Source organism: Sulfitobacter albidus (assembly GCF_018200035.1).
Classification (GTDB): domain Bacteria; phylum Pseudomonadota; class Alphaproteobacteria; order Rhodobacterales; family Rhodobacteraceae; genus Sulfitobacter; species Sulfitobacter albidus.
Genome location: NZ_CP073582.1, coordinates 158,429 through 183,848, shown reverse-complemented (window position 1 = coordinate 183,848; position 25,420 = coordinate 158,429). Strand labels below are relative to the sequence as shown.

The window sequence follows — 25,420 nt, the reverse complement described above, 5'->3', positions numbered from 1 at the left end:
GTCAGGCGCACCGGGGCGCGTCTGAGCTCCAGCGATGAAAGTCGGTATGCGAAGCGGGGGCGAGACGGGTGCCCGCGCCCTCCCGCACCGCCTCCACGACGGTGAGTGGCAAGACGTTCGGGACGACAGGATAATCGACCGTCCCGAACGCTGAAACCTTATCCTGCGTAAACATCACAGCAGGATCGCGATGATGTTTGGCCAGATCAGCAGGACCGACAACGCGAGGATCTGAATACCGATGAACGGCAGGAACCCGCGGAAAATGTCGGTCAGACTGATGTGCGGCGGCGCCACCGATTTCAGGTAGAAGGCCGCCGGACCAAAGGGGGGCGACAGGAAGCTCACTTGCATGTTCATACAGAACACCACCCCGAACCAGATCGCTACATGACTTGGATCCAGCTGCCCGATGTAGCCGATCTCTTCGATGGGCAGGCGCAAAACGATGGGTAGGAACACCGGGATGATCAGCAGCACAATGCCGACCCAATCCATGAAGGCGCCCATGAACAGTAGGATCACCATCATCGTCAGGATTACGCCCATCGTCGGCAAATCTTTCCCGACGATCAGATCGGCCACATACTGCGGACCGCCAGCGATGGTATAGGCGCCCGCAAGGGCGGCCGCGCCGATGGTCACCCAGATGATCGTACCGGTAGAGCGCAGCGTGCGCATCAGGCTTTCCCACACGAGGGCAAACGACCCCTCACCGCGCAGGATGGCGATGATCAGCACCGCAAAGGCGCCCATGCCGGCCGCTTCGGTAATCCCCGTGATCCCGCCGTAGATCGAGCCCATGACGACCCCGATCACCACCATTGGTGCTACAAGCCCTTTGCCCATGTGCCAACCGGTGCGCGCGCGCTCGCGACCAAAGACAAAGTAGATCAGCACAAGGCAGACAATCGTGATGCCCGCCAGCCACGGCATATGCGCCGCCGTGCCCAGACGCGCCGGGTCGCCGTCGCTGGCGGCGTTCGAGCCCGACAGCTCGAAAAACGCGGCACGCGCGAAGAGGAACGTGCAGAACCCCGCGACTACGATGCTGAGGAAAGCGCCGAACAGCTTGCGTTTCTCGCCGCGCTCCGGATCGTCGGGGTCAGGTTCGGGCAGGGGGCATCCTCGGGGTGCAGCTGCGTGCGCACCACGATGTAGGTGATGATCATCGACGCAAGCATGAAGCCCGGGATGAACGAGGCGGTGAACAGCGCCTTGATCGATGTCTCGGTAATCAGACCGTAGATGATCAGCACGATCGAGGGTGGGATCATCGTGCCAAGGCTGCCACTGGCGCAGATCACGCCGATGGCGAGGTTCTGGTTATAGCCCAGCCGCAACATCTGCGGCAGCGCGATAAGGCCGAGCAACACGACCTCGCCCCCGATGATCCCCGACATGGCCGCCATGATCACCGCCATGATCGAGGTCACGATGGCGATGCCCCCACGGGTGCGCGACAGCCAGACATTGAGCGATGAATACATGTCCTTCGCGATCCCCGACCGCTCCAGCAAAGAGGCCATGAAGATGAACAGCGGCACGGATATGAGGACGTAATCCGTTAAGAGCCCGTATATTTTTTGCGCAAGGATATAAAGCGGCCCTGTCCCCGGTCGTCCGGTCAGGATCCCGTCGCCAAAGGTCCACGGCGCGGTGAGCAGCTGCGGCTCGAACTTCATGACCATCACCAGCACCGCCAGCGAGGCTGAGGCAAGGCCCAGCGGCATCCCGATGGCCAGCAGCGCGATCAGCGCCAGCATCAGGACGAGCGAGATTGTTCCAATATCCATCAGTCTTGTCCTACTGCACGTTTGAGGGCGTCGATTTCTTCCTGATCCGGCTCATCGGTGTGGATCTCGGGCTCCTTGTTCCAATCCTGAATAAGATTCAGAATGGCCTGCACCGCGACCAGCGTGATCACGATTAGCACCATCGGCTGCAACGTCGCCGGGATCGGCGGGTTGAAGGCAGAGCCGTAGAGCTCCCATTTGTAGAGCTTGTTGACGAAAACCTGTTTGTAGCTGCCGTAGACCAGAAAGAACGCGAAGGTGACGATCAGCAGGGTCGAGATGCAGTCGAACACCCGCTGCAACCAGCGCGGCACCGCGTCGTAGAGCAGGAAAATGCGGATGTGGCTGCGTTGCTGCATGGCGTAAAAGCCGGAAGTGAGGAAGGTGAAGCTGGCAAACCACAGCGTCATCTCGTTGGCCCATTCGGTAGGGCGCTCAAGGATGTAGCGCATGAACACTTCATAGAGCATCACGACCGTCATGATCGCGATCACCATCATCGTCGCGCGCCCTATGAACAGGGCCACGCGGTCAATGGCGCTGGCGCCTTCGAACTCCATCGCGGCGGGTTGCACGCTGCGGGTGCCAAAGAACACCAGCACCGGCGCGAGGATCAGGGCCGCGATGTCAACGATGTCGATATGCCCGCCAAAGATGCCGCCTAGGTTGGGCGTCACGTCGGCGCGCAGATAAATCGCCTCAACCTGACCGCGCAGGCTGTCGGATGTGTAGGGCACCCAATCGAGCATGAAGGCCGGCAGGTGCCAGACCAGCCAACTGACCGTGGCGACAAACGCCAGCGGGATGAGCCATTCGGATATGCTGCCGGATGCTTTCTGCATGGGCTGTCTCCTATGCGTCGATGCGGTGATGGGCGATGAAATCGCGGTCGGGATCGACCCCGATGCCGGGCCCGGTGGGGATGGCGACACGGCCGCCGTTGGCTTTGACCTGCCCCTGGATATCCAGGGGATCGGTCAGCAGGTCGTCGCGGAATTTATTGTCGGTGGTATCGAATTCGAGCATCGGCTCCCAAGGGTGCAGACCGCCGGGCAGGGGGGGCATCGCCGCCAGCAGATGCAGATTGGTGGCGACGGCCACGGCACTGCCCCAGACATGGTTTACGACGGGCGTGAAATGCGCGTGACACAGCGCTAGCACCCGCAGATATTCGCTGATCCCCCCTAGTGCGCAGACCTCCGGTTGCGCGATGTCGAGGCCACGGTTTTCCAGTATCGCGCGCCAGCCCCAGCGATTGAACTCCGCCTCGCCGCCCGAGATGTTCACGCGCAGGCCAGCGCGTAGCTCGCGGTAGCCGTCGTGGTCTTCGGGGGCGACGGGTTCTTCAAACCAATAGGCGTCCAGCTCTTCCAGCGCGCGCCCGACATAGAACGCGTCGGACGTGGTGTAGCAATGATTGGCGTCGACCATGAATTTGAAGTCATCGCCGACGCCGCGCCGCACGGCCTCGCACAGCTTCACGTCGGGTTTGGGGCCAAAGCCCACCTTCATCTTGGTCGCGGTGAAACCGGCGTCGCGGATCGCCGCTGCCTCATCCTCGAACCGCGCGGCCAGATCGGCCACGGGTTCGTCCCGCAGCATCATCCCGTAGCCGTAGCAGGGCACATCACGCCGGTGCGCGCCGCCGATCAACTGGTGCAGCGGCAGCCCCGCCACCTTGCCCGCAATGTCCCACAGGGCGATATCCACGCCCGACAGGGATTGCATCGGCATCCCCTTTTGTCCGTGGTCTCGCAAAAGGTTATAGACCTTGTGCCAGATCACGTCGCGGTCCATCGGGTCCATGCCCAGAACCAGCGGTTGGATGACCTTTTCAACGATGGCTTTATTTGCGATCGCCACGTTGCCGGGCCCAAAACATTCGCCCCAGCCGGTCACGCCTTCGTCGGTCTGCACCTCGACCAGATGCGCCGTGCGTTTGGCGTAGTATTGCTGCGAATAGCCCAGAACCTCGGGCATGTCGTATTGCAACACATGGCTGATGATCGCGGTGATTTTCATCGTGGTTCCTGAGGCAAAAACGGCAAGGCCATCGATCAACAGCCTTGCCGCAGCACGTCCCTTTTCAGAGGCGCGCGTTTACTTCATCGCGCCCATGTCCTGAAGGAAGCTGATGTGGCTTTCCAGCAGCGCCTTGGCTTCGGGTGTGGTGGCGAACTCGGTCCAGCCGGTCTGCACCGCATCGCGGTATTTCTGCAGATCCTCAGGGCTCCATTCGTGCAGGGTAATGCCTTTTGCCGTCAGCTCTTTCGCGGTTTGGGCGTTCTGCACTTCGTTGATCGACGCGTTGTGCAGCGCGAGGCTGTCCATGGCGACGGTCATGATGCGCTTGTGATGGTCCGGCATCGCTTCCCAGACGTCGGTGCGACACGCCAGGTGGTCGGCGGGCATCGAGTGGAAGCCGGGGAAGTTGGTGTGCGTGGCGATGTCATAGAGACCCAGACCGACGTTGTTGGTCAGGTTGGCGGCATCCGCGCCGTCGATGATGCCGGTTTCCAGCGCCGTAAAGATCTCGTTGAAATCCATCACGATGGGCGAGGCACCAAGGGCCGAGAACACTTTGGTCGCGAGGCCGGGGGGGGAGCGGAATTTCCAGTCCTTGAAGTCTTCGGCGTTGCGGATCGGAGCAGTGGACGCCAGCGATTCCGGGCCGGGAATCCACCAGCCGATGAAGGTCATGTCGTAGCCGTTGTAAAGCTCGTTCAGCGCCGCGCGGCCATCGCCATGCAGCAACCATGCCATCTGCTGGTAGGGGTTCTGGTAGCCGCCCATCAGGTCGCCCGCGAACTGGAACGCAGGGTTCTTGCCGGTCTGATACGCACCGCCGGTCATGTCGCAATCAAGGATCCCTGTCGCCGCGGCGTCAAAGGTCTCGACCGATTTCACCACGGACGAGGAATAAAACATCTCGATCGCGATTTCGCCGTTCGACATGGTCTGCACGTCGTCAATGTATTTCGCCGCCATCTTGCCGGACAGCGTCTCGGGCGAGAAGTGCGTCTGAATGCGCAAGTTGGTGCTTGCGTGGCCATCGGCCATCGCCGTGCCCGCTGCCATAGCGGCAGCAACGGCCACCGTGGCCGCTGTTTTGATCATTTTCATGTTGTCCTCCCAGACGTTGTGCGCGCGGTCCGGCAATCATTCAGCTGCCAGTTGGATACGCTGTCTCGACGTTATTCCGGGGAATCGTTTGGGACAAGAAAAAAGTGAAATTTCTAATAATTTCGAGATTTATATATATTCACGAAATTTTATCGCGTAGGGTGAAGCGAAACGATCAAAGCTGCGACGAGCATGGCACAAGATACCGACATCTACCAAGACCTTAAAAATCGATTGATAACAAACGCCTTCCCGCATGGTTCGCGATTGCGCGCTGAGGTTCTGCGTGAGGATTTTGGCTGTTCAGCAAGTACAGTGCGTGAGTCGCTGTTTCGGCTGTCTACCGACGGGCTCGTGGTTTTTCAGGAGCAGCGCGGCTTTCGGGTGCCCGAACGCTCCGCGCAAAAACTAGCGGAACTGACCCATCTGCGCGTGCTGTTGGAGGGCGAGGGGACGGTGCTTTCGATCCGCCGCGGCGGCGTCGCCTGGGAAGCCCGGCTGACGGCGGCGCATCACCAACTGAGCCATATCGAGACGCGGATTAGCGGGCGCGATTTCCAGCCCGACCTCGTCGCGATCTGGTTTGGCGCGGAGCGGGAGTTTCATCAGACGCTGATCGCCGCCTGCGGCTCCGGGACGCTCCAGACGATGCACGAACGGGTCTACGACCAGTTTCGCCAGCAGTTGATGGTGGCCGACCGGCGGTTTGATTTCATCTCGGAAAACATCACGCATCACGCCGCCATCCTCGATGCGGCGCTATCAGGCGACGAGGCACTGACCCGTGCACGCATTCACGAACATCTCGCGCGTCACCTGACCGGAGAGACGCTTGAGGAGCTCGAAATCTCCTCTTCGATGTAGACGCGGATAATCTCGTCAAAATCCCGCTCCGCCTCGAACCCCAGTGCGATGCCGCGGTTTGGCGCAAAATCGCGGGGCCAGCCGTCGACGATGGCCATGATGGCGGGGTCGGGCATTGGTTTAATCCGATCGACCGCCTCCTGTCCTGCCGCCCGGCGCAGCGCCTCGATCTGTTCGGCGACGGTGCAACTGAACCCTGGAAGGTTCAACGCGCGCCGCCCGTCCAGCCGTTCGGTATCAAGCCCCGTCGCGTGCAACAGGAAGCCCACGGCGGCGCGGGGGCTCGCGTGCCAATGGCGTACCGTATCGGGCACCGGCAGGATCGCGTCCTGCCCGTTGAGCGGCTCGCGGATGATCCCCGAGAAAAAGCCGGAGGCGGCGGCGTTCGGTTTGCCCGGTCGCACGCAGATCGTGGGCAACCGCAGTGAGATACCGTCGACAAAGCCTTTGCGGCTGAAATCGCTCACCATCAGCTCGCACGCAGCCTTTTGCGCACCGTAGCTGGTGCGCGGCGCGCTGAGAAATTCGTCGTCGATCTTGTCGGGGAACGGGCCGCCAAAAACGGCAATCGACGATGTGAACACGAGCCGGGGTCGGTAGCTGCCGCCCGAAGCGTCGTGTTCATCCTTCAGCGCGCCCAGCAGGTGCCACATCGCCATCATGTTGATCTGCCAGCCCAGATCAAATTCAGCCTCGGCCTGACCGGAGACAATGGCGGCGAGGTGAAAGATTACGTCGGGACGATCCGCCGCCAGTCGTTTTGCGGTGGCCGGGTCGGCCACATCGCCGGTGATCTGTTTGCAGGGAGCGCCCATCGCCGGGAACGCCCGGTCAAACAGGGTGACTTGCGCGTCGGGGTAGGCACCCGGCAGCCGCTGGGCAAGCTTTTGCCCGATCATGCCGCCACCTCCGAGAACGAGGATCTTGGTCATTGCAGGCCGTTCCTTTCCTTAAGTTCAAGATAGAGGCCGCTGTGATCCTTTTCGGCGCCGTCCAGATCATGCACGAACCGCGCGAACCGGTCGCGCACCGATTGTGTGGAGGGCAGGGTGAGGCCCACGGCCGCCGCCTCCGCCAGCGTGTTGTCGAGGTCTTTGAGTTGCAGCACCGACAGTCCGCCGGGGGTGAAATTGCCCTCCGACATACGCTCCCCATGCTGCTGCAGGATCACGCTGTCGGCAAATCCGCCGCGAAGGGCCGCGCGCAGGGCCGCCGGATCAGCGCCGCCCTTTTCGGCGAGCAATGTCGCCTCCGCCACGGCAGAGATCGTCACCGCCACGATGGTCTGATTTGCCAGCTTGCACAGCTGTCCCGCGCCCGAAGGGCCGACGTGAACCGCGCGGCCCATGGCATCAAATACGCTGCGCACGCTCTCACAGATCTGCGCATCGCCGCCGACCATGATGGCTAGGCTGCCGGCCTCGGCCCCTTTGGTGCCGCCGGATACGGGCGCGTCGAGATGGGCGATGCCGCGCGCGGCGAGGGCTGCGGATTGGGCGCGTGCGTGATCGGGTTTGGCACTGCTCATGTCGATCCAGACCATGCCCTTTGTCAGCGCCGCGTCGACGCCCGGATCATCGAGCAACGCCTGCGTCGCCACCCCGTCCGACAGCATCGCGATCACCACCTCTGCGCCCGCAATCGCCTCGCCCGCAGTCGCTGCTGTGGCGGCCCCTTCGGCCACCAGCGGGGCGGCCTTTTCCGGGTTGCGGTTCCAGACGGTCAGGTCGTGCCCGGCCTTCATCAGGTTGCGCGACATCGGCAGGCCCATCAGGCCGGTGCCGATCAGGGTAATCTTGCGGGGCGTCGTCATGGTCGGTCCTTTCGCCGCGTATCTGCGGCAGGTTATGGTCAAATCATATTCTCTGTCATACGCTAACCGTATCCGGCTAAAGTGCCAGTAGCACCTTGGTGTGCAGATCAACGGGAGGCCCCCCGGGACACGGCAATGGTCGGTCGCGAGGAAACAGAGAGAACGAGATATCGTGACAGGACAAAGACTTGCAGGAAAGCGGGTGCTGGTGACGGCTGCCGGTCAGGGCATCGGTCGCGCAAGTGCGATTGCCATGGCGCGCGAAGGCGCACGGGTGTTTGCGACAGATGTAAACGCCGAGACGCTATCCACGATTCGCGATGAGAATCTCGAAAATATTGAAAGTTTCGTGCTCGACGCCCGTGATACCGACAGCGTGAAGGAAGGGGTCGCGCGGGCCGCGCCCGACGTCTTGTTCAATTGTGCGGGTTTCGTGCACCACGGCACCATATTGGACGCTACGGATGACGAAATTGACTTTGCCTTTGATCTCAACGTCCAATCTATGGTGCGCAGCATCCGGGCTGCGCTGCCCGGCATGCTTGAGCGCGGCGGCGGGTCGATCATCAATATGTCGTCGGCACTGGGATCGATCATCGGGGCGCCCAACAGGTTCGTCTATGGCACCACCAAGGCGGCAGTGGTCGGGCTGACAAAATCGGTCGCGGTCGACTACATCAAACAGGGTATCCGCTGTAACTGCATCTGCCCCGGCACGGTGGAAAGCCCCAGCTGGCACGACCGGGTAAAGGCACTGGGCGAAGAGCTGGGCAGCTACGACGCGGCGATGGCGCAATTCGTGGCGCGCCAGCCGATGGGGCGGGTCGCCAGTGCCGAGGAAATCGCGGCGCTTGTGGTCTACCTTGCCAGTGACGAAAGCGCCTTCACCACCGGACACACTCACATCATCGACGGAGGATGGTCAGGCCAATGACCAAGCAGATCACAAAGGACGACCTGCGTTCGCGCAAATGGTTCATGAACCCCGACAATCTTGAGATGACGGCGCTTTATCTCGAACGCTATCTCAACTACGGGCTGACCCGCGAGGAACTGCAATCGGGCAAGCCGATCATTGCCATCGCACAGACGGGCAGTGATCTGAGCCCCTGCAACCGCCACCACATCGAGCTGAGCAAGCGCGTGCGCGACGGTATCATCGCGGCGGGCGGCACCTGTATCGAAGTGCCCGTGCACCCCATTCAGGAAACCGGCAAACGCCCCACTGCTTCGCTGGATCGCAATCTGGCCTATCTGTCGCTGGTCGAAACGCTCTATGGCTATCCGCTCGACGGGGTCGTGCTGAACATCGGCTGTGACAAGACGACACCCGCGCTTCTGATGGCTGCGGCGACCGTGAACATTCCTGCCATTGCCTTGTCCGTTGGCCCGATGCTCAACGGCTGGTGGAAGGGGGAGCGTGCGGGCTCTGGCACCGTGATCTGGAAAGCGCGCGAGCAATTGGCCGCAGGCAACATTGACACCGATGAATTCATGGAGATAGCGGCTGCGTCCTCGCCCTCGGTCGGCTATTGCAACACCATGGGCACGGCCACCACGATGAACAGCCTTGCCGAGGCCCTGGGGATGCAGCTGCCCGGATCGGCGGCGATCCCCGCGCCCTACCGCGAACGCGGCCAGATCGCCTATGAGACCGGCAAGCGCGCCGTCGAAATGGTGTGGGAGGATCTGCGCCCGAGCGATGTGATGACCCGCGAAGCGTTCGAGAACGCGATCGTCATCAACTCGGCCATCGGCGGATCGACAAACGCGCCCATCCACCTCAACGCCATCGCGCGCCACCTTGGCGTGCCCTTGGACAATGACGACTGGCAGCGCGTGGGGCATCATATTCCGCTGCTGGTGAACATGCAGCCGGCAGGCAAATATCTCGGGGAGGATTACCAGCAGGCCGGCGGCGTGCCTGCCGTGATCGGGGAGTTGATTTCAGCGGGGCTTCTGCCGCACCCGGATGCGGTGACTGCCAATGGCCACAGCCTTGCGGATAACTGCGCGCTTTTGCGCAGCCGCAACACGGATGTGATCCGCAGCGCCGACAATCCGATGGTGGCCGAGGCGGGGTTCCTGAACCTGTCGGGCAACCTCTTTGAGAGCGCGATCATGAAAACCTCTGTGATCTCGGAGGATTTTCGGGCGCGCTATCTCAGCAACCCCGATGATCCTGAAGCGTTTGAGGGCCGGGCAATCGTGTTCGACGGGCCTGAGGATTTCCACCACCGCATTGATGACCCTTCCGAGAATATCGACGCCACCTGCGTTCTGTTCATGCGCGGCGCGGGGCCAAAGGGCTATCCCGGTGCGGCCGAGGTCGTGAACATGCGCCCGCCCTCCTACCTGATCAAACAGGGCGTGCAGGCGCTGCCGTGTATCGGGGACGGACGGCAATCGGGCACGTCAGGCTCGCCGTCGATCCTGAATGCCTCGCCTGAGGCGGCGGATGGCGGGGGCTGGCGCTGTTGCAAACAGGTGATCGGGTGCGCATCGATCTGGGCCGCGGCACCGCCGACATGCTTGTCCCGCTCGACGAGCTGAACGAGCGGGCGCGCGCGCTTGCGGCGAACGGCGGCTATGACATGCCCGAAAGCCAATCCCCCTGGCAGGAGATTTTCCGCGAGCGGGTCGGGCGCCTTGATCAGGGCATGACACTGGAAGGGGCGGACCGCTACCGCGACATCGCCCGCCGCTCCATGCCGCGCGACAATCACTAGAAAGGACAGGCAATGAAACTGCTGCGCTACGGCCCCGAGGGCGCCGAGAAACCCGGGATGATAGATGCGGGCGGCACGCTGCGCGATCTGTCGGATCATGTGGCTGACATTACCGGCGACACGATTGATGATGCGACGCTGGCGCGGCTGCGGGCGTTGGACCCCACCTCCCTTCCGGCGGTCGAGGGCACCCCGCGCATTGGCCCCTGCGTCGGCAACATCGGCAAGTTTCTGTGCATCGGGTTGAATTATTCAGACCACGCAGCGGAAACGGGTGCGGCGATCCCCGAGCATCCCATCCTGTTTTTCAAGGCAAACTCCGCCATCGTCGGGCCGAATGACGATGTGATGATGCCGCGCGGATCGACACACACCGACTGGGAAGTCGAGCTGGGCGTGGTGATTGGCAAGCGGGCGAAATACGTCTCTGCCGCCGATGCGCTGGATCATGTGGCGGGCTATTGCATCGTCAATGACGTGTCGGAGCGGCATTTTCAGACCCAGCTGACCGGGCAGTGGACCAAGGGCAAATCCTGTGACACCTTCGGGCCGACGGGTCCGTGGCTGGTGACACGCGACGAAGTGGGCGATCCGCAGACGCTCGACATGGCGCTGGATGTCAACGGCACGCGGATGCAGACGGGCAACACGTCCACCATGATCTTTACCGTGGCGCAGATCATCGAACACCTCAGCGCGCTCTTCACCCTGCATCCCGGTGACGTGATCACCACGGGCACGCCCCCCGGGGTGGGCATGGGGATCAAGCCGGAACCGGTTTTCCTCAAAGAGGGCGATGTGATGGAGCTGACCATCGCGGGGCTTGGCCAACAACGGCAGAAAGTGGGGCAAGATGCCTGATCTATTGCAAATCGGTGGCATCACCGACGAAATGCGTGAACGGCTCGAAGAGGCATTCACCATCCACCAGATCGACGATTTCGACGCAGAGGCGATCACCCATGTGATCACCAACGGCCACGATGGGGTGAGCCCCGATCTGATGGCCAAGCTCACGAACCTCAAGGCGATCAGCGGCTACGGCGTGGGCTATGATGCAGTCGACGCGGAGGAAGCCGCGCGGCGCGGCATCCTCGTGACCCACACACCCAATGTCCTGAACGAAGAGGTCGCGACAACGGCAGTGCTGCTGATGCTTGCGTGCTACCGCGAGCTTTTGCGGGACGACGCGCACGTGCGGTCTGGCAACTGGGAGGCGAGGGGCGGCGCGCCGCTGACGCGCTCGGCGGACAATCAGACCATCGGGATCGTGGGCCTTGGCCGCATCGGGCAAGCGATTGCCGACAAGCTGGCGCCGTGGACCCCCACGATTGTCTACCACACCCGTACACAGAAAGATGTCGCCTACCGCTATTACGACAACCTTGTGGAGATGGCGCAGGCCTGTGACACGCTGATCTGCATCACGCCGGGTGGCCAGGCGACGGAAAAGCTGATCAATGCGGATGTGATCGCCGCCTTGGGGCCGCAGGGCACGCTGATCAACGTCAGCCGTGGCTCTGTCGTGGATGAGGCGGCGATGATTTCCGCGCTGCAAAACGGCACGCTGGGCTGGGCAGGCCTTGACGTGTTCGCGCAGGAGCCGAAGGTGCCGCAGGCGTTGCGCGATCTGCCCAACACGGTATTGCTGCCACACGTCGGCAGCGCCACGCATGAGACGCGGGCGGCCATGGGCGCGCTGACGGTCGACAACCTGCTTCAGCATCTCAAAGACGGCACGGTGCTGACCCCCGTGCCCGAATGCGCGCATCTGTGACCTGTAGGCGGTAACGGATGATTGAATTCGTTATCGCCGTTTTCTTTCTTCTGATCACACCGGGGCCGGGTGTGCTGACGACTGCGGGGATCGGCGCGGCCTACGGGTTTCGCGCAGGTTTCGGGTTTTTGGTCGGGCTGTGTTTGGGCGGTTTCATCACGATGATGGTGGTGGTGTCTGGGCTGGCGGCGGTTGTGTTCTCGGTGCCGTGGTTACGCGGCGCGCTGCTGATCGCCTCGGTGGCCTATCTGCTCTATCTCGCGCTGCGCATCGCCCTTGCGGGATCACGTATCGGCTTTGCGCCCGCACGGCAGCCGCTGGGATTTCGCAACGGGCTGGCGCTGCAATTCGTCAATCCCAAGGCATATGTGGTCGCGACGACGCTTTTTTCCGGCTTTGCCTTTCTGCCGCAGGCGCCGGGGTGGGAGATTACGGTCAAGGTGGTTGTGTTTCATGCGATCTGGGTGCCGGTGCATCTCATCTGGCTGCTGGTCGGTGTGCGGCTGCGACAACTTGATCTTCGCCCGGCGTCACAGCGCGCGATCAACATCGCCATGGCGTTGTCGATGGTGATCGTCGTTGCGGTGGCGCTTCTTGCGCAGACATAAATCGCTTGGCGCAGGGGGTGGTCCGGGCCTAGGATTTGGGCGCAGGGGGAGGAGATCAGGATGAAAGATGCACCGCAAAGTTTTGCAGATCGCTACGCCGAGGCGGGGTTTGTCGCCCCGATTGATATCCTGGACGCCGCCGACGCCCGTGCACTGCGCGACGACTACGAGGCAGCCGAGACGGAACTGGAAGGCGATGCAGAACGGCTTGGCCTGCTGAAATCCTACCCGGACCGTTTGCTGCCTTCCTTCGATGCTATCATCCGTCATCCCGCATTGATTGCCGCCGCATCAGAGGCGCTTGGCCCTGATTTGATGGTGTGGAGCGGCGCATTGTTCATCAAGGAGCCGCAGTCGGAGAAGATCGTATCGTGGCACCAGGACCTGACCTATTGGGGTCTGGATGATGCAGAGGAGACAACGCTGTGGCTGGCCCTGTCACATGCATCCGAACAAAGCGGCTGCATGTCCTTTGTGCCCGGCAGTCACAAACAGCGCATCGTGCCGCACCGCGATACGTTTGACGCAAGAAATCTTTTGTCACGCGGGCAGGAGATCGCCGTGGAGGTGCGTGACGATGAGGCTGTTGCAGCACCGCTGCGGGCCGGACAGGCGTCGATGCATCACGGGCATCTGTTCCACGCCTCCGGCCCGAACCGCACCGATGACCGGCGCATCGGGGCGGCAATCCGGTTTATCAAACCCGCAATGCGTCAGCAAAACGGGGCGAAGTCGCTGGTGACGCTGGTGGCCGGGCGCGATGACTACGGCCATTTTACCCTTGCGGACCGCCCACGGGGGCGCCTGCACCCGGAGGATTTTGCCCTGTGTCGTGAGGATGCGGCGCGGCGCCACGAGATCCTGTTCGAAGGGGTCACGCAGGCGTGAGTGTCCCTCTGCGTCGCATCACTCTACCCTGTGACCGTCTGAAAGAGGAAGTTCGACATGACCGATAAACCCCGCGTGGGCGTTGCAATCCCGAAAATGACCTTTGCCCGTGTGGACGGTTCAAGCCGCGCCATCGGTTCACCGACGGAACGCTGGACGATGCTGTTTGTCTACCGTGGCAAACACTGCCCGCGCTGCAAACGATACCTCAACAAGCTGGACGCGGCGCTGGCCGATTGGACGGCCAAGATGGATGTGATCGTCGTTTCCGCCGACACGCTGGAAAAGGCGCAGGCCGATCTGGCGGAGTTCGGCTGGTCGTTCGATCTGTGCTACGGGCTGACCGAGGACCAGATGCGCAGCCTTGGCCTCTACGTCTCTGATCCGCTGTCTGAGGCCGAGACGACCGACCGCTTTGCGGAGCCGGGCACATTCGCGATCCAGCCCGACGGCACGCTGATGCTGGTCGATATCTCGAACGGTCCGGCCTCACGCCCCGATCTCGAAGAGTTGCTGGACGGCATGATCTTCAACATCGACAACAACCGTCCCGTGCGCGGCACGGCCTGAGCCTGCAAATCGGGCGCCGGATCACCGTCGCCTGCGCGGGCCGTTCAAATTAATTGCAAATGCATCTAAATCTGCCTAGCCTGACCTGATACGCCAAAACGGCACATCAGGGAGAACGGGACATGAGCGCATCGGATATTGTCAGCGGGTTGGGGGCGATGCTGGCCTTGGGCGGGGTGGAGGTTGTGGATTGTTCGGGGGTTCTCGGCCCCGAGACGCCGATCCTGCAACTGCCGCCGGATTTCGCCAAAAACACGCCCAAGGTCGAGATTCACAAGATTTCGGAATACGACGCGGACGGCCCGTTCTTTGCCTGGAACTGGATGAAGCTGGGTGAGCATTCCGGTACCCATTTCGACGCGCCACACCATTGGATCACCGGCAAGGACTACGACGACGGCTATACCGATACGCTTGACGTGCAGCGTCTGGTGGCCCCGGTGAACGTCATCGACTGTTCTGCGCAGGCGGCGGAGGACGAGGATTTCCTACTGACCGCCGATGCCGTGAAGGCGTGGGAGGCCGAGCACGGCGAGATCAACGCCGGCGAGTGGGTCGTGATGCGCACCGATTGGGATGCCCGCGTGAACGATGAGGACAAGTTCCTCAATGCCGATGAGACCGGACCGCACAGCCCCGGCCCCACCCCCGATTGCATCGAATACCTGCTGAGCAAGAAAATCGTCGGGTGGGGGACGCAGTGCATCGGCACCGATGCAGGCCAGGCCGGGGGGATGGAGCCACCGTACCCCGCGCACAATCTGCTGCACCGCGACAATTGCTTTGGCCTCGCCTCGCTTGCCAATCTCGACAAGCTGCCGGCAAAGGGCGCGATCCTGATCGCCGCGCCGCTCAAGATCAAACGCGGCACCGGCTCTCCTATCCGTGCGCTGGCGCTGGTGCCATCGGGCGCATGAACCAGTCCACGCAGATTGATCCGCTGCCGGATCTGGCCGACATCGGGCTGGAGGCTTTTGCCCCCTATCTGATGAACCGGATCATGGGCCGCTATAACGCGGCGCTGCAGGCAGAGATGACCGCGCTGGGGCTGACAACCCCACAGATGCGCGCTTTGGCCGTGCTGTCGGTGGTTGATGGCCCGCTGATCCGCGAATTGGCGGTCTACACGGTTGTGCAACCCTCCACGCTCAGCCGTGCGCTGGATGCGTTGGAGGACGCGGGCCTCATTCGCCGCGATACGGATGCCGCCGACGGGCGCGGGCTGCGCGTGCATCTCACGCGCGACGGGGCGGCGGCCTTTGCCCGGCTCTGGCCGCTGATGTCGGGGGCAGAGGCGCAGATGTTCGCGGGCGTTCCCGAAGCTGAGCGCGCGGCCTTCATCGCCACCTTGCAAACCATCCTGCGCAACGTGCGCAAACATGACTTCTGAGAGGACCGAAGATGGCGGAGCGTTCGTTCAAGGCCGAGGTGGAGCACCTGCGCAAAGGGGACGGGGAGACCTTCACCGGCGAAGGGATTTTGGCGATCACCAAGGCGCTGCTGGAGAACGGTGTCGGCTATGTTGGCGGCTATCAGGGCGCGCCGATCAGCCATCTGATGGACGTGCTCGCCGATGCGCAGGAACTGCTGGGCGAGCTGGGCGTGCGCTATGAGGCCAATGCGTCAGAGGCGGCAGCGGCGGCGATGTTGGCGGCGTCGGTGCATTACCCCATCCGCGGCGCGGTGACGTTCAAGGGGCCGGTGGGCGTCAATGTCGCCTCGGACGCGCTGGCCAATCTGTGCTCATCGGGCGTGAACGGGGGCGCGCTGATCATCGTGGGCGAGGATTACGGTGAGGGATCGTCGATCATGCAGGAACGCTCTCACGGGTTTGCGATGAAATCGCAGTTCTGGATGTTGGACCCGCGCCCCAACCTGCCCTCGATCACCAAGGCCGTGCGCGATGGGTTCGAGCTGTCGGAGGCGTCGAACACGCCGGTGATGCTGATGGTGCGCATTCGCTCGTGCCATGTCACCGGTAGTTTTCAGACCCGCGATAACGTGCCCCCGCCCTTGAGCGTGGCAGAAGCGATTGCCAATCCGCAATCCGATTTCAACCGCGTCGTGCTGCCGCCGATGAGCTATATCCACGAGCGGGACAAGATCGACAATCGCTGGCCCGCGGCTGAGAAATTCATCGTTGAAAACGGGCTGAACGAGGTGTTCGGGCCTCAGAATGCCCCGCTTGGTATCGCGGTGCAGGGTGGCATGTACAACGGTGTGATCCGCGCGCTGCAACGGCTGGGTCTTGCCGATATCTACGGCGATACCGAGATCCCGATTTATTGCCTCAACGTAACCTATCCGCTCGTGCGCTCCGAATTCGACGAATTCACTGCCGGAAAGGATCATCTGTTGGTGGTCGAGGAAGGCCAGCCCGAACATATCGAACAACAGCTTGCCGCCTTCCTCTATCGGGGCGGCGCCAGCCTGAAGCTGCACGGCAAGGGCGTGCTGCCGATGGCTGGGGAGTATACCGGTCAGGTGATGCTCGACGGGGTGACGGCCTTCCTGCGCGAAGCGGCGCCCGATCTGCTGCCCGACCAGATCCGCGCGCCCAATCAAGAGGCGCCGCAGATCCCTGACCTCAGCAACACCGTCCCGATCCGCCCGCCGGGGTTTTGTACGGGCTGCCCCGAACGCCCGATTTTTGCCGGCATGAAGCTGGTCGAACAGGAACTGGGCAAGCACCAGATCACCGCAGACATCGGTTGCCACCTGTTCGGTTCCCTGCCACCGTTCGAGATTGGCGGGGCGACGATGGGCTACGGGCTGGGGCCAGCGGCCAACGCGGCATTTGACGGCGGCGGGGAGCGGCGCGCCATCAGCATTCTTGGCGACGGGGGGTTCTGGCACAACGGGCTGTCGAGCAGCATCGGCAACATGGTGTTCAACAAGTCCGACAACGTGGTGATGATCGTCGACAACTACTATTCCGCTGCCACTGGCGGGCAGGACATCCTGTCGTCCCGCGCTGACAATGCGACCAAGGCCACCAACAACCCGATTGCCAAGGCGCTGGAAGGTGTGGGCGTCGAATGGATCCGCCAGATTGACCGCACCTATGACGTGGCAAAGGTGCGCGATACGCTGCGCGAGGCGCTGACGACGGATTTCAAAGGGCCCAAGGTGATCGTGGCCTCGTCGGAATGTATGCTCAACAAGCAGCGGCGCGAAAAGCCCATTCGCAACGCGGCGATCAAGGAGGGGCGCCGCGTGGATGTGCCACGCTTTGGCATCGATGAGGATATCTGCACCGGCGATCACGCCTGTATTCGGCTGTCTGGCTGCCCGTCGCTGTCGCTCAAGAAACTTGACGATCCGCTGCGCGATGATCCGATCGCCCATATCGATCAGACCTGCGTGGGCTGCGGCAACTGCGGTGAGGTGGCGGATGCCGCCGTGCTGTGCCCGTCGTTCTACCGCGCGGATGTGGTGCATAATCCGGGTGGGTTTGAACGCTGGCGGGCGGGTATGCGCACCCGTGTGGCGGGTTGGCTGCAAACCCGCCGCGACGCACGGCGGATGCGGCTGACGGGGGCGGCGCCATGAATATGATGACGCCAGAGACTCCCGATGCCGCCAGCGCGCAGATCATCAAGCTTGCCGTGATGGCCGTTGGCGGGCAGGGCGGTGGCGTGCTGACCGGCTGGATCGAAGGGCTGGCCCGCGCGCAGGGCTATGCCTGTCAGGCCACCAGCGTCGCGGGTGTCGCACAGCGCACCGGGGCCACCATCTACTATATAGAAATGACGCCGGATACGGGCCGCCAGCCGGTGTTCTCGCTCGCGCCTGCGGGCGGGGATGTCGATATCCTGATCGCGGCCGAGATGATGGAGGTCGGGCGCGCGATCATGCGCGGCTTTGTGACGCCGGACCGTACGGTGCTGATCGGTTCGACCCACCGCGCGCTTGCGGTATCCGAGAAAACCGTGCCCGGCGATGGCACCGCCGACGCAGGCGAGGTCCGCGCCGCGGCAGAGATCGCCGCGCGCCAGTTGATCCTGGGGGATATGGAAGCGCTTGCGGTCAGCGCGGGATCGGTAATCTCTGCAAGCCTCTTCGGCGCGCTTGCGGGATCCGGTGCCCTGCCATTTGAACGACACGCCTTCGAGGACGCTATTCGTGCGGGCGGAAAGGGCGTTGAGGCATCGCTGCGCGCCTTTGCCGTGGGCTTTGACGCGGCGATCAACGGTCCTCCCGCCGCGCCTTTGGCACAAACACAGGCAGCGCCGCGCCTGGTCGGTCCCGCCTCGTTGCAACGCGATTGGGACGCTCTGATCGCGCGCGTCGACACGCTTCCAGCGCCGGCCCAGGATATGATCCGGGCCGGGTTGCGCAAGGTCGTTGATTTTCAGGACCTGGCTTACGGTTCGGTCTACCTTGACCGGGTGGCGCAGGTTGCCAGCCACGACAGCGCCGGGCAGGAATACGCTCTGACCTTTGAGGGCGCAAAACATATCGCGAACGCCATGGCGTATGACGATATCATCCGCGTGGCCGATCTGAAAACGCGTGCCAGCCGTTTCGACAGAATCCACGATCAGATGAACGCCAAAGATGGGCAGATTTTGGCGCTAACAGAGTTCTTTCATCCCCGGGCCGAAGAAATCGCCAGCCTTTTGCCCGCCGCGATGGGCGCCCGTTGGGAAGCCTCACCGCGCCGGATGGCGCTGCTTGGCAGGCTTTTTGGAAAGGGCCGGCGACTGCGCACGCATAGGCTGCGGGCGTTTGCCACTCTTTACCTTCTAGGCGGGCTGAAATCCTACCGGCTGCGCACCCGTCGGCATGAAATTGAGACCGCACACCTCGACGCGTGGCTCACCACCTGTCTCGATACGGCGCAGGCTGACTATAAGCTGGCCGTTGAGCTGGTGCGCAACCGGCGTCTGGTCAAGGGGTATTCCGATACACACGCGCGCGGGCTCAGCAAATTCGCGCGCGTCATGGGGGCGCTTGAATTGCTTGCCGGGCGCGCGGATGCGGCCGAATGGATGGCGCGCTTGCGCGAGGCCGCATTGCAGGACCCCGAAGGCCGCGCGCTGGAGGGGGCTTTGCGCACGATCCGCAGTTTCACGGATTAGGCCGCCGGGGGCTCTGGCGGGCTAAATCATCCTCTGCGGCTGTTTTCGTAGGGTTAGGATTGATCCATGCGGTGAACTGGGCAAGATGGCCGTCAGTCAAAGAAAGAAGGTCACATGATTTTCGTAGAGATCCAGGATAACATCGCGTTCGTGCAGATGGACGACGCAAAGTTGAACGTCGTGAACCCCGCCTTCATTCAGGGCATGAATGCCGCGCTGGATGAGGCTGACGCTGCGAAAGCCAAGGCTGTCGTTCTTGCGGGGCGCGGCGGCGTATTCTCTGCGGGGTTCGATCTGCGCGAATTCAGCAAGGGGGCCGATGCGACCCGGGCGCAGGTGCTGGGCGGGTTCGACCTTTTGCTGCGCTTGATGGCGCACCCACGTCCGACAATTGCCGCCTGTACCGGACATGGCATCGGCATGGGTGCATTTTTGTTGATGGTTTGTGACTATCGGGTCGGGGCAGAGGGTGATTTTAAGTTCAGCATGCCCGAAAGCCGCATCGGTCTCGATCTTGGTGCGTTTCTGATCGCGATTGCACAATCGCGCATCACGCCAAAATATCTGACGCGGATGGCCGTCCTTTCGGAAGAATTGGACATCGCGCAAGCTCGGGAGGCCGGGTTGCTGGACGAAACCGGCGCGGCGGATACTGTCGTTGAATTGGCCATGGCCCACGCAAAGACCTTTGCCGCGATGCCGGCCGTATTCAGCAAGAACAAGCGCGAAATCAAGGCAACGACGTTGGCCCACATGCGCGACGCGCTTGCAGATCTGAAAAGCGCCTGAAGCGCCGGATCGCAATTGAAAACAAGCGACATTTGCGTGACGCGTCGTACTGCGGGGGCGTTCAGAAAATTTGGAACTGCCTTTAGCCGCGACAAGTTCAAAAGGGAGACCCCGCAAGTTCCTTGCCCTCCTGTGCGGGCGGGGCCACAGTCGCGAAAATGAATTGAATATCGAGGACCCCGATGTCTCAACCCACCTTGCGTAAACAGCTGACCACCCAGACCACACCCGACGATCTGATCCGCCTGATCGAGGATATCGCCAGCGCCTGCCGCCGGATCGGTGATGAGGTCCGGCACGGCGCCTTTGCCGGCATTCTGGGTGCTGCGGACAGCAAAAACGTACAGGGTGAGACGCAAAAGGAACTCGACGTGATCTCGGATGAGATCTTTGCCGATATGGTTAGCTCTGGCGTGGCGGCACTCGTGTCGGAGGAGGTCGAGACCGTGAATTGGCTGGTGGACGCGCCCAATGCCGGGCAGTTCATCGTCTACTACGACCCGCTTGATGGATCGTCCAATTTAGATGTGAATCTGTCGGTCGGCACGATTTTTTCCATCGTTCGTCTGACCACGGATGTGGCGCGCGATGACACCACCACACGGATCCCGGGCACCGAACAGATTGCAGCGGGCTACGCCATTTACGGCCCCTCCACACAGTTGGTCGTAACGGTGGGGCAGGGCGTGCAGGCCTATACCCATCATCCCGGAAGCGGGGAATTCCTGCTGACGACCCCGCAGATGCGCATCCCTGAACAGACCAGCGAATTTGCGATCAATGCGTCGCGCTATGATATGTGGGAGCCACCCGTGCGCGCCTATATCGACGATTGCCTGCGCGGTGCCGATGGTCCCCGGGGCCGCAAGTTCAACATGCGGTGGTGCGCCTCCATGGTCGCCGATGTGCACCGGATCCTGACCCGGGGCGGGGTTTTTCTGTATCCCAAGGACAGCGGCAACGCCGAACAGGGTGGCAAGCTGCGGCTGATGTACGAAGCCAATCCGATGGGTCTGCTGGTCGAGGCAGCAGGCGGCGCCGCATCAACCGGCGCGGGGCGTATTCTGGAGGTCGCGCCGACGGGTCATCACCAGCGGGTCGCGGTCATTCTGGGATCGCGTGACGAGGTTGCGCTGATTGACGACTACCACAGCCGCTGACGCCAAGGCGCGTTTTCAGCCAGCTTCCAGCGCGCGGGCGATATGCGCGTGGCCTTGCAGGATATCCTGGTGGATCGCCTCGCCAACCGCCTCTGCATCGCCGTCGCGCAGGGCTGAGATCGCGACCTGATGCATGTCCGGCATGACCTCGGTGCCTTCTTGCGCGCAGACGGCGCGCAGGGACGGGCCGACCCGCAGCCACAGCGCGGCAGCCACGGTCTGCAAGATCTCAGCTTCCGCGTGGCTGTAGAGCGTCATGTGGAACGCGTGATTGTGGCGTAGATAGGCACGAATGTCCCCTGTATCGAGCGCGTCCGTGACGAGCCCATCAATCCGGGCCAGCGTCTCGATATCTTCGGCTGCCATATCGACGCCCGCCAATCGGGCCAGTTGTGGCTCGATCCCGGTGCGGGCGTAGGTCAGTTCCTGCAACTGCTCCATCGTCAAATGAGGGACCAGCACGCGGCGATTGTCCTGCGCTTGCAGGGCGCCCTCTGCGGTCAGGCGGCGGATCGCCTCGCGCGCGGGTGTGACGCCGGCGTCCAGACGATCGACAATGCCCTGAATGGTGACAGCCTCGCCGGGAAGCAACTCTCCGAACAGGACCAGATCACGGGCGCGGCGGTAGGTGATCTCATGGGTGGGCAGGGGGACGGATGCTGACATGGCAGACCTTCGCAGAAAGAACCGACAGGCTTATGACAAGATTCTCTGGGCTTGGCTATGGGCCGTCCATCAATCGATCCACTGCATCGAGGATGGTTCTGGGCTGCGCATAGAACAGGAGTTGGCCTGCATCCTCGACACGGGTAAGGCACGCGCGTGCGCCAAGTGTCTGCGCGAATGCCTCGACAGAAGCGATCGAGACGACCGGATCATGGATGCCGTGCACCAACTCGACCGGGACACTGCTTTGCGTGACCAGTTCGGACCAGTCCCGCACCACATGATAGCTGTCGATTTCGAACGCGCGATGCCCCTGTGCGATGGTAAAGTGGTACCCGGCAATCACCGTCTCGCGCAGCTCGGGATCGCGCAGTGTCGCCATGTCCACCGGGGCATGTTCGTAGAGCGATTGCAGGAACTGTTGCTCACCACGATTATCGAGCTGCTGCATGCCCGCACGGATGACAAAGGGCAGCACGCGGGGCGTATAGCGCGCGGTCAGCGCGACGATGCGCTGGCGCACGGACATGGTCGCGAATTGCGCGGCGGAATGAATCGGAACACCGCCCGCGACATTTACGATTCCACGCACCCGTCTGCCGAGGCGTCCGGCGGCGGCAAAGCTGTAGACCGCGCCGGCCATGTGCCCCATCAACACCGGCGCCTTGATCCTGAGTTGTTTCACCATCGCTTCAATGTCGCCTGCAAGACGTTGGGGGGCATCCTCGATCCCCGCGCCGTCGTCGGGTTCAGCCATACCGAAAAAAGGCCGCACCGGCGCCAGCAGATAAAAACCACGTGCAACCAGTTCGGCGCGCATTTCTCGTGTCATGGTGTTCCCGTCGAGCATTCCGTGGAAGAAAATGATCGGCCGCCCCTTGGGGTCTCCGAAGGTTTCAACCGGCATCCGCCGTTCGGCAAGCTGTACGTTGATGACGCTGTCGGGGATGCGGGCCTGCGGCTGCGCGGGGGGGGCTTCGTTTTCGGCCAACCGCATCGTCGCATGCAACAGTCCCACAAGTTCGACCTGTGTGGCGGAGCCGGTTTTATGCAGGATTCGTTTGATCTGCGTGCGCACCGTTCCCAGGGCAGCCCCGCGCGCGCTGGCGATGTCAGAGGCGGCATGCCCTTCGACGATATGCGAGCAGATATCGATTTCGGCCTCGGTTAGCGCGAACCCTTTTGCCAGAAGCGCGCCTGTGCTTTCGGGCCAGCGTTGACGCACTTCGGTGGCCATGAAAAGTGCTTCGCCGCCGTCGTGCGGGCTGGGTTGAAACGCGATGGGCAGCGGCGGGCTATCCGTGCCGTGCGCCAGTTTGACCAGCACGACCCGCGACGGCGATTGCCCGGAGAACAGCGCGTCAAGCTGGGCGCGGTGCGGGACCGACATGGTGAAATCGTCCAGCATCCGGCCGGGCCGCAGATCGAACGCGGTGCGCGCGGCGTTGTTATGCCAGACGACTGCACCGCTTCCCGAAAACATCATCTGTGGCAAACGGGTACGGTGTGCCGGATCGACCTGTCGGGCCTCGGGTCGGCCCGCCTGCTCCAAGAGCCGCAGGGCGATGCCGAAATGGTTCTCGATCTCCGTATTCTCGACGGTATTTTTCCGCGCGGTATTTGTGTGCAACTGGTGCAACCGGTCGATCTGGCCCTGGATGAAGTCGTCCCACTGGCCCATGAAATCATCGTAGGTTTGCGGCTCCAGTGCGATACGGTAGATGCTTTCAATCAGCTCCGACGTGTCAGAGCTATTTTGATCCGGGGCAGGAGGGACAGGGCCGGACATGCGATCACTCGGGTGAAACGGGCGTATCACGCAGCCGCTCAAGGGCCGCAATGACGGTTTCGGGATGCGTATAGCAGATCAACTGCCCCGATTCGGGCATCGTTGTCAGTTGCGCCCGCCCGCCCAGCCGGTCGTGAAATGCCTTGACCGAGGCGTAGCTGATGACCGGGTCGTGCACCCCGTGCACCAGTTCAATCGGCTGGGCGCTGGCGGAAACGCTGGCGGACCAGTCGCGGACCACGTGATAGCTATCGGTCTCAAACGCGCGGTGCCCCTGTGCGACGGTAAAGCGATAGCCGGAAAAGAGCAGATCGCCGATGTCGGGATCGGCGGCGACGTTCAGATCCGCAGGGCAGGTCTGGTAGAGCGAATTCATGAATTGCCGTTCGCCCTTGTTGTCGAGCTGGCTGATACCCGCGCGGACCACAAAGGGCAGCAATTGTGGGGTGTAGCGCGCGGTCAGCGCGACAACCCGCTGGCGGGCGGACATGGCGCGAAACTGCGCACCCGAAACCAGCGGCACGGCACCTGCAACAGATAGGACGCCCCGCGCGCGGGTGCCCAGGTGTGCCGCGGCAGCGTAGGCGTAGATCGCCCCGCCCATGTGGCCCAGCAGGATAGGGTCACGCTGTCCGGTCTGGTCCAGCAGCGTGGCGATGTCGCGGGCAAAACGCGTGGGCGCTGTCTGGATCGGGCCGCTGTTGTCCGGTGCAGCGGTGCCGAAATGGGGGCGCACGGGACAGATCAGGCAGAAGCCATGCCGTTCAAGCAGGGCGCGCATGGCGTGGGTCATCGTGTTGCCGTCCAGCATCCCGTGAAAGAAAATCACCGGGGTTCCATCGGGATCGCCAAAGGTCTCAACGGGCATGGTGCGGCCAGGCAGATCAATTGACAGAACCCTGTCGGGAATGCGCGCCGTGGGCACGGTGCGGATCGTCTCCCGTTCGGCAAGGCGCATGGTGGCGTACAAAAGCCCGACAAGCTCGACCTGACCCGCGCAGCCGGTTTTTTGCAGGATGCGTTTGATCTGGGTACGCACGGTGCCCACCGCGCTGTCACGCTGGGTGGCGATTTCAGACGCGCCGCGTCCAGCGGCGATATGCGCGCAGATCGCAGTTTCCGAGGGGCTAAGACCAAATCCCTGCTCCAACAGGGCATCGGTCGCCTTTGGCCAGTGCTGGCGCATCTGGCGCGCCTCGATAAGCCGGTCCGTCCCCCTTCCAGACGTGCAGCGAAAGGCCATCGGCAACTGCGCGCCCTTCCGCGTTGGCATTTGCACGATCCTGACAGCGTCATCGGTCTTTTTCGGAAGGGACAGAATATCGGTGCAGGCTTGCGCCCCGAGTTTGAGATCCTCAATCGACATGCCGCTGCGCGCGCCGAGCTGGCGCTCGGCGGAGGCATTGCTCCACAACAGCGTGCCGTCTCCCGCCACCATCATGCGCGGATGCGTGCCGGTGTCGGCATCCCGAATCTCGGGCCGACCTGCCTGCTCAAGCAGCTGCATCGCGAGGGTGAAATGCCCCGCCACCTCATCTGTGTCGAGTGCCCCTTCCTCGGTGCTGGCGCGCAGCGTGGTCAGATCGTCGAGCCGCTTGCGGATGAAGGTGTCCCATTCGCCGATGAAATCATCGTAGCTCTGCGGCTCAAGCGCGATGCGATAGATGCTTTCGATCAAATGCTGACGGTTATGCGGGTCTTTCTGGGTCATGGGGTCCGCTTGGTTGGTGGGGTGGGCAAAGCCTAGGGCGCGCGGGCGTCTGC

At 62.5% G+C, this 25,420-nt stretch carries 21 protein-coding genes and 2 pseudogenes; 14 read left to right on the top strand and 9 right to left on the bottom strand.

Annotated features, from left to right (window positions below):
• Nucleotides 1-174: 174 nt before the first annotated feature.
• The 4 genes and pseudogenes from KDD17_RS17665 to KDD17_RS17650 form a co-directional block, all read right to left on the bottom strand.
• A pseudogene (locus KDD17_RS17665) lies at nucleotides 175-1,796 on the bottom strand (TRAP transporter large permease).
• A complete protein-coding gene (locus tag KDD17_RS17660; protein WP_254796980.1) occupies nucleotides 1,796-2,638 on the bottom strand; it encodes a TRAP transporter small permease subunit in 843 nt (280 codons plus the stop codon). The pseudogene KDD17_RS17665 and the gene KDD17_RS17660 overlap by 1 nt, the downstream one beginning before the upstream one ends.
• Nucleotides 2,639-2,648: 10 nt before the next feature.
• Nucleotides 2,649-3,818 carry a mandelate racemase/muconate lactonizing enzyme family protein gene (locus tag KDD17_RS17655; RefSeq protein ID WP_212706359.1) on the bottom strand — a complete coding sequence of 390 codons (1,170 nt, stop codon included), beginning with the start codon at nucleotides 3,816-3,818 and terminating at the stop codon, nucleotides 2,649-2,651.
• 78 nt (nucleotides 3,819-3,896) lie between these two features.
• Nucleotides 3,897-4,919: a TRAP transporter substrate-binding protein gene (locus KDD17_RS17650; RefSeq protein WP_212706358.1), complete on the bottom strand. Its 1,023-nt coding sequence runs from the start codon at nucleotides 4,917-4,919 to the stop codon at nucleotides 3,897-3,899.
• A gap of 192 nt (nucleotides 4,920-5,111) precedes the next feature.
• Here KDD17_RS17650 and KDD17_RS17645 point away from each other — a divergent pair, with 192 nt between their 5' ends.
• The gene (locus KDD17_RS17645) at nucleotides 5,112-5,783 is read left to right on the top strand and encodes a GntR family transcriptional regulator (RefSeq protein WP_212706357.1); all 672 of its coding nucleotides are present in this window, start codon (nucleotides 5,112-5,114) and stop codon (nucleotides 5,781-5,783) included.
• Here the strand turns inward: KDD17_RS17645 and denD are convergent.
• Both denD and KDD17_RS17635 read right to left on the bottom strand, forming a co-directional pair.
• The gene (gene denD / locus KDD17_RS17640) at nucleotides 5,732-6,715 is read right to left on the bottom strand and encodes a D-erythronate dehydrogenase (protein WP_212706356.1); all 984 of its coding nucleotides are present in this window, start codon (nucleotides 6,713-6,715) and stop codon (nucleotides 5,732-5,734) included. The two genes, KDD17_RS17645 and denD, sit on opposite strands and share 52 nt — an antisense overlap.
• Nucleotides 6,712-7,596 carry an NAD(P)-dependent oxidoreductase gene (locus tag KDD17_RS17635; protein ID WP_212706355.1) on the bottom strand — a complete coding sequence of 295 codons (885 nt, stop codon included), beginning with the start codon at nucleotides 7,594-7,596 and terminating at the stop codon, nucleotides 6,712-6,714. Before KDD17_RS17635 ends, denD begins: the two co-directional genes overlap by 4 nt.
• 172 nt (nucleotides 7,597-7,768) lie before the next feature.
• Between KDD17_RS17635 and KDD17_RS17630 the strand changes: the two genes are divergently transcribed.
• From KDD17_RS17630 to KDD17_RS17570, 13 genes and pseudogenes are all read left to right on the top strand, one after another.
• Nucleotides 7,769-8,530 (top strand): SDR family oxidoreductase, encoded by a 762-nt coding sequence (locus tag KDD17_RS17630; RefSeq protein ID WP_212706354.1) that lies wholly within the window; start codon nucleotides 7,769-7,771, stop codon nucleotides 8,528-8,530.
• Nucleotides 8,527-10,325: pseudogene (locus KDD17_RS17625) on the top strand (IlvD/Edd family dehydratase). Before KDD17_RS17630 ends, KDD17_RS17625 begins: the two are co-directional and overlap by 4 nt.
• Nucleotides 10,326-10,337: 12 nt before the next feature.
• Nucleotides 10,338-11,186 (top strand): fumarylacetoacetate hydrolase family protein, encoded by an 849-nt coding sequence (locus tag KDD17_RS17620; RefSeq protein ID WP_212706353.1) that lies wholly within the window; start codon nucleotides 10,338-10,340, stop codon nucleotides 11,184-11,186.
• Nucleotides 11,179-12,102, top strand: a complete 924-nt coding sequence (locus KDD17_RS17615; RefSeq protein WP_212706352.1) for a 2-hydroxyacid dehydrogenase — start codon at nucleotides 11,179-11,181, stop codon at nucleotides 12,100-12,102. The genes KDD17_RS17620 and KDD17_RS17615 overlap by 8 nt, the downstream gene beginning before the upstream one ends.
• A gap of 17 nt (nucleotides 12,103-12,119) precedes the next feature.
• On the top strand, nucleotides 12,120-12,710 hold the full coding sequence (locus KDD17_RS17610) for a LysE family translocator (RefSeq protein WP_212706351.1): 591 nt from the start codon (nucleotides 12,120-12,122) through the stop codon (nucleotides 12,708-12,710).
• Nucleotides 12,711-12,770: 60 nt separating this feature from the next.
• Nucleotides 12,771-13,598 (top strand): phytanoyl-CoA dioxygenase family protein, encoded by an 828-nt coding sequence (locus KDD17_RS17605; RefSeq protein WP_212706350.1) that lies wholly within the window; start codon nucleotides 12,771-12,773, stop codon nucleotides 13,596-13,598.
• Between the two features lie 57 nt (nucleotides 13,599-13,655).
• On the top strand, nucleotides 13,656-14,168 hold the full coding sequence (locus tag KDD17_RS17600; RefSeq protein WP_212706349.1) for a redoxin domain-containing protein: 513 nt from the start codon (nucleotides 13,656-13,658) through the stop codon (nucleotides 14,166-14,168).
• Nucleotides 14,169-14,290: 122 nt separating this feature from the next.
• On the top strand, nucleotides 14,291-15,085 hold the full coding sequence (locus tag KDD17_RS17595; protein ID WP_212706348.1) for a cyclase family protein: 795 nt from the start codon (nucleotides 14,291-14,293) through the stop codon (nucleotides 15,083-15,085).
• Nucleotides 15,082-15,558 (top strand): MarR family winged helix-turn-helix transcriptional regulator, encoded by a 477-nt coding sequence (locus KDD17_RS17590; RefSeq protein ID WP_212706347.1) that lies wholly within the window; start codon nucleotides 15,082-15,084, stop codon nucleotides 15,556-15,558. Before KDD17_RS17595 ends, KDD17_RS17590 begins: the two co-directional genes overlap by 4 nt.
• Nucleotides 15,559-15,569: 11 nt before the next feature.
• On the top strand, nucleotides 15,570-17,720 hold the full coding sequence (locus KDD17_RS17585) for a thiamine pyrophosphate-dependent enzyme (RefSeq protein ID WP_212706346.1): 2,151 nt from the start codon (nucleotides 15,570-15,572) through the stop codon (nucleotides 17,718-17,720).
• Nucleotides 17,717-19,252, top strand: coding sequence for an indolepyruvate oxidoreductase subunit beta family protein (locus tag KDD17_RS17580; protein WP_212706345.1), 1,536 nt, complete (start codon nucleotides 17,717-17,719; stop codon nucleotides 19,250-19,252). Before KDD17_RS17585 ends, KDD17_RS17580 begins: the two co-directional genes overlap by 4 nt.
• A gap of 114 nt (nucleotides 19,253-19,366) precedes the next feature.
• Complete coding sequence (locus KDD17_RS17575) at nucleotides 19,367-20,041, top strand: crotonase/enoyl-CoA hydratase family protein (protein ID WP_212706344.1); 675 nt, start codon at nucleotides 19,367-19,369, stop codon at nucleotides 20,039-20,041.
• A gap of 182 nt (nucleotides 20,042-20,223) precedes the next feature.
• Nucleotides 20,224-21,201, top strand: coding sequence for a class 1 fructose-bisphosphatase (locus tag KDD17_RS17570; RefSeq protein ID WP_212706343.1), 978 nt, complete (start codon nucleotides 20,224-20,226; stop codon nucleotides 21,199-21,201).
• A gap of 15 nt (nucleotides 21,202-21,216) precedes the next feature.
• Here KDD17_RS17570 and KDD17_RS17565 read toward each other — a convergent pair whose 3' ends face one another.
• The 3 genes from KDD17_RS17565 to KDD17_RS17555 are packed head-to-tail and all read right to left on the bottom strand — an operon-like array spanning nucleotide 21,217 to nucleotide 25,367.
• Complete coding sequence (locus tag KDD17_RS17565; RefSeq protein WP_212706342.1) at nucleotides 21,217-21,867, bottom strand: GntR family transcriptional regulator; 651 nt, start codon at nucleotides 21,865-21,867, stop codon at nucleotides 21,217-21,219.
• Between the two features lie 55 nt (nucleotides 21,868-21,922).
• A complete protein-coding gene (locus tag KDD17_RS17560; RefSeq protein ID WP_212706341.1) occupies nucleotides 21,923-23,656 on the bottom strand; it encodes a bifunctional helix-turn-helix transcriptional regulator/alpha/beta hydrolase in 1,734 nt (577 codons plus the stop codon).
• A 4-nt stretch (nucleotides 23,657-23,660) separates the two neighbouring features.
• Nucleotides 23,661-25,367, bottom strand: a complete 1,707-nt coding sequence (locus KDD17_RS17555) for a bifunctional helix-turn-helix transcriptional regulator/alpha/beta hydrolase (protein WP_212706340.1) — start codon at nucleotides 25,365-25,367, stop codon at nucleotides 23,661-23,663.
• Between the last annotated feature and the right edge of the window lie 53 nt (nucleotides 25,368-25,420).

Excerpts from the sequence above, each read along its gene's own strand:
- KDD17_RS17650 (WP_212706358.1), bottom strand. The coding sequence starts at position 4,919 with ATGAAAATGATCAAAACAGCGGCCACGGTGGCCGTTGCTGCCGCTATG.
- KDD17_RS17645 (WP_212706357.1), top strand. The coding sequence starts at position 5,112 with ATGGCACAAGATACCGACATCTACCAAGACCTTAAAAATCGATTGATA.
- KDD17_RS17635 (WP_212706355.1), bottom strand. The coding sequence starts at position 7,596 with ATGACGACGCCCCGCAAGATTACCCTGATCGGCACCGGCCTGATGGGC.
- KDD17_RS17605 (WP_212706350.1), top strand. The coding sequence starts at position 12,771 with ATGAAAGATGCACCGCAAAGTTTTGCAGATCGCTACGCCGAGGCGGGG.
- KDD17_RS17590 (WP_212706347.1), top strand. The coding sequence starts at position 15,082 with ATGAACCAGTCCACGCAGATTGATCCGCTGCCGGATCTGGCCGACATC.
- KDD17_RS17610 (WP_212706351.1), top strand. The coding sequence starts at position 12,120 with ATGATTGAATTCGTTATCGCCGTTTTCTTTCTTCTGATCACACCGGGG.
- KDD17_RS17615 (WP_212706352.1), top strand. The coding sequence starts at position 11,179 with ATGCCTGATCTATTGCAAATCGGTGGCATCACCGACGAAATGCGTGAA.
- KDD17_RS17600 (WP_212706349.1), top strand. The coding sequence starts at position 13,656 with ATGACCGATAAACCCCGCGTGGGCGTTGCAATCCCGAAAATGACCTTT.
- KDD17_RS17655 (WP_212706359.1), bottom strand. The coding sequence starts at position 3,818 with ATGAAAATCACCGCGATCATCAGCCATGTGTTGCAATACGACATGCCC.
- KDD17_RS17565 (WP_212706342.1), bottom strand. The coding sequence starts at position 21,867 with ATGTCAGCATCCGTCCCCCTGCCCACCCATGAGATCACCTACCGCCGC.
- KDD17_RS17585 (WP_212706346.1), top strand. The coding sequence starts at position 15,570 with ATGGCGGAGCGTTCGTTCAAGGCCGAGGTGGAGCACCTGCGCAAAGGG.
- KDD17_RS17570 (WP_212706343.1), top strand. The coding sequence starts at position 20,224 with ATGTCTCAACCCACCTTGCGTAAACAGCTGACCACCCAGACCACACCC.
- KDD17_RS17595 (WP_212706348.1), top strand. The coding sequence starts at position 14,291 with ATGAGCGCATCGGATATTGTCAGCGGGTTGGGGGCGATGCTGGCCTTG.
- KDD17_RS17560 (WP_212706341.1), bottom strand. The coding sequence starts at position 23,656 with ATGTCCGGCCCTGTCCCTCCTGCCCCGGATCAAAATAGCTCTGACACG.
- KDD17_RS17575 (WP_212706344.1), top strand. The coding sequence starts at position 19,367 with ATGATTTTCGTAGAGATCCAGGATAACATCGCGTTCGTGCAGATGGAC.
- denD (WP_212706356.1), bottom strand. The coding sequence starts at position 6,715 with ATGACCAAGATCCTCGTTCTCGGAGGTGGCGGCATGATCGGGCAAAAG.
- KDD17_RS17620 (WP_212706353.1), top strand. The coding sequence starts at position 10,338 with ATGAAACTGCTGCGCTACGGCCCCGAGGGCGCCGAGAAACCCGGGATG.
- KDD17_RS17555 (WP_212706340.1), bottom strand. The coding sequence starts at position 25,367 with ATGACCCAGAAAGACCCGCATAACCGTCAGCATTTGATCGAAAGCATC.
- KDD17_RS17660 (WP_254796980.1), bottom strand. The coding sequence starts at position 2,638 with ATGCAGAAAGCATCCGGCAGCATATCCGAATGGCTCATCCCGCTGGCG.
- KDD17_RS17580 (WP_212706345.1), top strand. The coding sequence starts at position 17,717 with ATGAATATGATGACGCCAGAGACTCCCGATGCCGCCAGCGCGCAGATC.